Origin of the sequence: Photobacterium sp. OFAV2-7, assembly GCF_022347985.1 — a bacterium.
In the GTDB taxonomy this organism is placed as follows: Bacteria; Pseudomonadota; Gammaproteobacteria; order Enterobacterales; family Vibrionaceae; genus Photobacterium.
In genome coordinates this window covers 1-4,822 of the sequence record NZ_JAKRFQ010000363.1, presented here as the reverse complement: position 1 = coordinate 4,822, position 4,822 = coordinate 1, and the positions used below count along the sequence as shown (strand labels likewise).

The following is a 4,822-nucleotide window of genomic DNA, read 5'->3' as shown; positions in this document are numbered from 1 at the left end:
CATGCCTTGGTGCGTGACATAAGCTACGACAGTATTCACTGGCAGACTCGTCAGGAGTTGCACGAGCTGATCGCCGAGACAATGATTGCTACTTCAGATAAACCGGATCGGTATACTGGCCATCAAATTGCGCAACACTATCAACAGGCCAAGCAAGCCTTTAGTGCTAGCTGGTGGTATGAATACGCTGCAACGAAAGCTGCCAGCATCTATGCTGTGGCAGAGGCAATCCAGTTATACCAGCGTGCATTTGAGCTTTGTGTCACATGCGCCGGTGAATCGGGTCAGCCTGATTTATATCAGCGGATCCTCGATGGATATTCATCAAGTCTCAGCCGCGACGGGCAACACCAAAAAGCCCGCACATTGCTTACCGAACTCATCGATATATTGCAACAAAAGCGTGAGCTTCAGGTGTTAGCAACCGCCCAGCTTTCATTAGGCAAGGCTTTTGAAGTTGTACACCAACATGAACAGGCGTTAGCTCACTACCAGGCCGCACTTGAGTCTCTCTCGCAGTGTGAGCATTCTCACCTTCCCACGGAGTCCTCCTGGTGGCAGATTTGGCTGGAAATAAAAAGAGCCGTGTTGAACGTCTACTACTGGCTTGGCAATATCGGTGCGATGAAGTCCATCCTAGTGGAAGCCGAGCCGGTGGCCTTGGCTATTGGCGATAATAAACAGTTGGCAAAGTACTATGATGATGTATTACATCTTTGTTTGAGAGATAAACGTTATGTGTGTGGTGAGTATGAACTCGCTACTGCGAGCAAGGCTCTGAAAGCGGCGAGGCTAAGTGGTGATCCAACCATTTTAGCGAATGCTTTTTTTTCGATTGGGTTTTGCTATTGCCATACTCAGGAAAGTGCTGAAGCCCAGCAATACCTCGCCGAGGCGTTAGCCCTCGCCGAGAAGAATCAAGACCGAGTGCTACAAACTCGATGCTGTACTTACTTAACGGTTGCTTGTCGGCTAATGGGGGAGGTGCAGCAAGCGCGTAGATTTGCTTTGTGTTCGCTTAAACTTGCTGAAGATACTGCGATGGATGACTATATCGCGGCGGCTTTAGCCAACTTATCGTGGACTTACTTTGCTGAGAATAATACCTGCCAATCGATTGATTATCTTGAACAGAGTTTAGAAAAATGGAATAGGTTAGCAGGACGTTATCCATTTCCTTTTTTGTGGTTATCACACCTGCACGCAGTAGCCCTGTGCGGAATTGAGAAGGATTTTGCAACTAAACAAAATCATCAAATATCGATGATTGTGCAATGTCTTCTCGATAAGCATCAAGCCAAACTTCCTTTAGAAATAGAGGATTGCCTGATGAAGTTATCTATTTCTAATAAAGATAATCGGCATATTTATATCGCCGATTTTATTCAAGTTGCACATGATAAACGATTTATCTAATAACTAATAAGGAAATACAATGTCAGTTGAAATCAAGAATACGGCTAGTAGTAATACACACCTTACTGGGCATACTATTGAATCGATGAGTGATATTTTCATCTTAAGGCCAAATGGAAAAATTGCTTACCTTACTTATGATTTCTATACAGATAAAAGCCGAGTTATCGAATCTGTTCCTGTTGAAGGAGAAATTCAGCGGTTTTTCCTGGAACAAGATGGAACGTATCCGTTTAACCTGTCGGGGCCAACAGTCACTAAGGTGATTGACTGGAACCTATATGACAGCAATAGCGAACAACGGCCTGATATAAAGAATACAGGCAATCTACCGGAGACAGGTTACTTTCTTGATTTGCGACGTATTACACTGAACCGGCTGGATATGCTATTGCCGTCAGGTGAGGGTGAAGCCGAAGCGGATCAGCCCGTTACACATGATTTATCATTAATACAAAATGGCCATCATTTGGTGCCAAAAGACAAGCTCTATCAACTAAAAGTCATACCTGAGCAGGACAACCTCTATATCGCTTTTTATCAGCATCCGGAAAAAACGCGCACCATTAATAATATCTACAGTTATTGTGTCAGTTATATTTCTGCCAGTGATCTGGATGAATGTGAATTCGTTGCTGATGCGCCATTGTGTCAAACACATAGTGAAGCCGAAATAAAAGAGGCTACCGAGCACCTTGAAAGTTATTATGGTGATGCACAGGTACAATCTGGCGCATTGAATTTAGATGATTTTTATACCGATAATGAAGAGAATCGCACCGATGGCCTGTTGGCTTTAGCTTGCTATATTGCCAACTTGCGAACCTTTAAATCTAACGCTGAACGATAAGGAATTTCTGGATGAAAGCTTATCGGATTGGCACTCACCGCACAGTCAGTCCTGAGCAAACCTTAGAACGGATTCGTCCGTTCTTTGCTGCAATGGGGATCACTCGGCTGGCTAACGTAACTGGGTTAGATGAAATTGGTATTCCTGTCGTGACAGCCTGTCGGCCAAATGCCAAGGCGGTGGCGGTTTCGCAAGGGAAGGGGATATCACTGGAAGCTGCCAAGGCGTCGGCAGCGATGGAAGCGATAGAGACTTATCATGCTGAACATATTGATCTGTCAGTAAAATACATCAGTTATCAGGAGCTGGCCTGTAGCTACTCTGTTGTTGATGTCGCTCTATTACCCCAAGTGGATGTTCTGCCATTTTGTCCGAACTCGCGGCGACTATGGATTGAAGGATGCCGGTTGCAATCTGGTGAGTCACAGTATATTCCCTATGATCTAGTCCACTGTGATTTTACTCTGCCACTTCCTCCGGGAAGTGGTAGTTTTCAAATTAGCACCAACGGATTGGCTTCTGGTAATACCAAGGATGAGGCCATTAGTCATGGCCTCTGCGAAGTGATAGAACGGGATGCCATGGCATTATGGTCTTTGATGCCAAAGGACAAACAGGCAAAACAAAAAGTAGATTTGTCTTCTATCTCCGATCCCACCATCCAGGCCCTTATTAAGCAAATTGAGCAGGCCGATGTGATGGTTAGCATATGGAATGTTACTTCAGATATTGGTACGCCAACTTTTCTCTGTCGAATTATCAATGCCCGTGAAAACCAGCTTCGGCCGTTATATTCCATGGCTGGCTCGGGGACACATCCGGATAAGCATGTTGCCCTGCTGCGTGCGATGACAGAGGCTGTTCAGGCCAGGCTGACACTGATATCCGGCTCGCGGGATGACATTAGTGTAAGTAAATACGAGGCACGCCAGCAGCTTGAGCGACAGCGCCATATTCGAAATGAACTGATGAAGGCATCAGGGTATGTTGACTTCAATACATTGCCAAGCTGGGATAACGATACCTTAGGTGAGGACTTGTTATTGCTAAGCTCACAGCTAGAACAGCAAAATCTGCCAAGCCCGATAGTGGTGGATCTCACAAAACCTGAATTCAATATTCCTGTGGTCCGGGTTATTGCACCGGGGCTTGAGGGATTACATGATGCGCCAGGGTATATCTTGGGCAGACGAGGTAGAAATTTCATCCTTTCATATAAGGAGTTGGCATAATGAAGGTGATTGTGTTTGCGGGGCCGTCTATAGCGTCAGAAACCATTGCCAATATTCTTCCCGGTGCTGAGATCAAGCCTCCTGCCAAGCAGGGGGATCTCTATCTGGCCGTCCAGGATAAGCCGCAGATCATTGTGCTGATTGATGGATTTTTTGAGCGCATACCTGCAGTGTGGCACAAAGAGGTTCTCTACGCGATGTCATCGGGTATCCACGTCTACGGCTGTTCCAGCATGGGGGCATTAAGAGCGGCGGAGCTCAGTGTGTTTGGTATGGTAGGGGCCGGGAAAATCTTTGCACAGTATGCCAATGGAAAACTGGAAGATGATGATGAAGTGGCGTTGATCCATGCTCCGGTCCATCTAGATTATCAACCTATATCACGGGCCATGGTCGATTTGCGCAATGACCTTCAACGGTCCTGTGAGCAAAACATCCTTTCCCAGGTGCAAGCTGAGATGATTGAAAAACAGCTAAAAATGCTCTGGTATCCTTACCGAACCTTATCAGCTCTCTATCAGTACGCAGAAAGCGTAATATCTCCCCATCAGCTAGATGCCTTGCGTTGTTTTTTGGGGCAGAATCCCCCATCCCTAAAACAACAAGATGCCGTTGAGCTACTTGGCGATTTAGCCCAAATCGATTTGAAGGCTCTACCTCCCAAACAGGTTGATTATTGTTTCTGTGATAATGACGCCTGGCAAACCTTGATCATCGATGTGGAGCAAGAGCAGCAAATCAAAACCGAATCTATGTTTAGTGCGGAAGAAGCCTTGGAGCCCCAATGCGTACTCTCAGCCAAGTTGAGAGCCGGAGCCCTGGCTCACGCCAAGCAGCTGGGGTTAGAGGGTAAACCTTGGGTCCGACCTGCGTTTGATAAGGTTGCCGAGAAATGGCAATGCCTGACTGACGACGGAAAACCAGACTTTGAACAAGTCAGCAGGACTATTTTCGCTCTTTCTTTAACGGTCAAACAGTTTGACCAATGGATAGAACGGGAAGCACTCTTGATGGCGTATACGGAATACAAGCAGCTAACGATAGATGATTGCCTTGACAGTCGCTTTAGTCGTGCTGGCGTGTAGCTTCGTCTAAACAGAGCAGCTCTTCACGGAAGGGCTGCTGGTCGTAAGGCGGTATGCCATTGGATATAATACTAGTCTTGCTGGAGATGCTGAATAATATCAATAGGATTATCAAATGGGTCAAGAACGGTAATATAGTTGGCAAGCGGACACTGTTGGATTTCAGGGGTTAGAATACGTACACCTAATTGTTTCAGTCGTTCCATTTCAGCTGATAGATTATTTGTCTCCAGGTTAAG

4 protein-coding genes are annotated in these 4,822 nt (G+C 46.0%); all 4 read left to right on the top strand.

Annotation, left to right across the window (positions count from 1 at the left end; genetic code table 11):
* Positions 1–1,416: hypothetical protein (locus MHN01_RS16770; RefSeq protein WP_239412389.1), on the top strand; the 1,416-nt coding region annotated here is incomplete at its 5' end.
* A gap of 19 nt (positions 1,417–1,435) precedes the next feature.
* A complete protein-coding gene (locus MHN01_RS16765; protein ID WP_239412388.1) occupies positions 1,436–2,266 on the top strand; it encodes a hypothetical protein in 831 nt (276 codons plus the stop codon).
* Between the two features lie 11 nt (positions 2,267–2,277).
* Positions 2,278–3,498, top strand: a complete 1,221-nt coding sequence (locus tag MHN01_RS16760) for a YcaO-like family protein (RefSeq protein WP_239412387.1) — start codon at positions 2,278–2,280, stop codon at positions 3,496–3,498.
* Positions 3,498–4,583 (top strand): TfuA-like protein, encoded by a 1,086-nt coding sequence (locus MHN01_RS16755; protein WP_239412386.1) that lies wholly within the window; start codon positions 3,498–3,500, stop codon positions 4,581–4,583. Before MHN01_RS16760 ends, MHN01_RS16755 begins: the two co-directional genes overlap by 1 nt.
* The last annotated feature ends 239 nt before the right edge of the window (positions 4,584–4,822 follow it).

Coding starts and splice junctions, on each gene's coding strand:
- MHN01_RS16755 (WP_239412386.1), top strand. CDS start 3,498: ATGAAGGTGATTGTGTTTGCGGGGCCGTCTATAGCGTCAGAAACCATT.
- MHN01_RS16765 (WP_239412388.1), top strand. CDS start 1,436: ATGTCAGTTGAAATCAAGAATACGGCTAGTAGTAATACACACCTTACT.
- MHN01_RS16760 (WP_239412387.1), top strand. CDS start 2,278: ATGAAAGCTTATCGGATTGGCACTCACCGCACAGTCAGTCCTGAGCAA.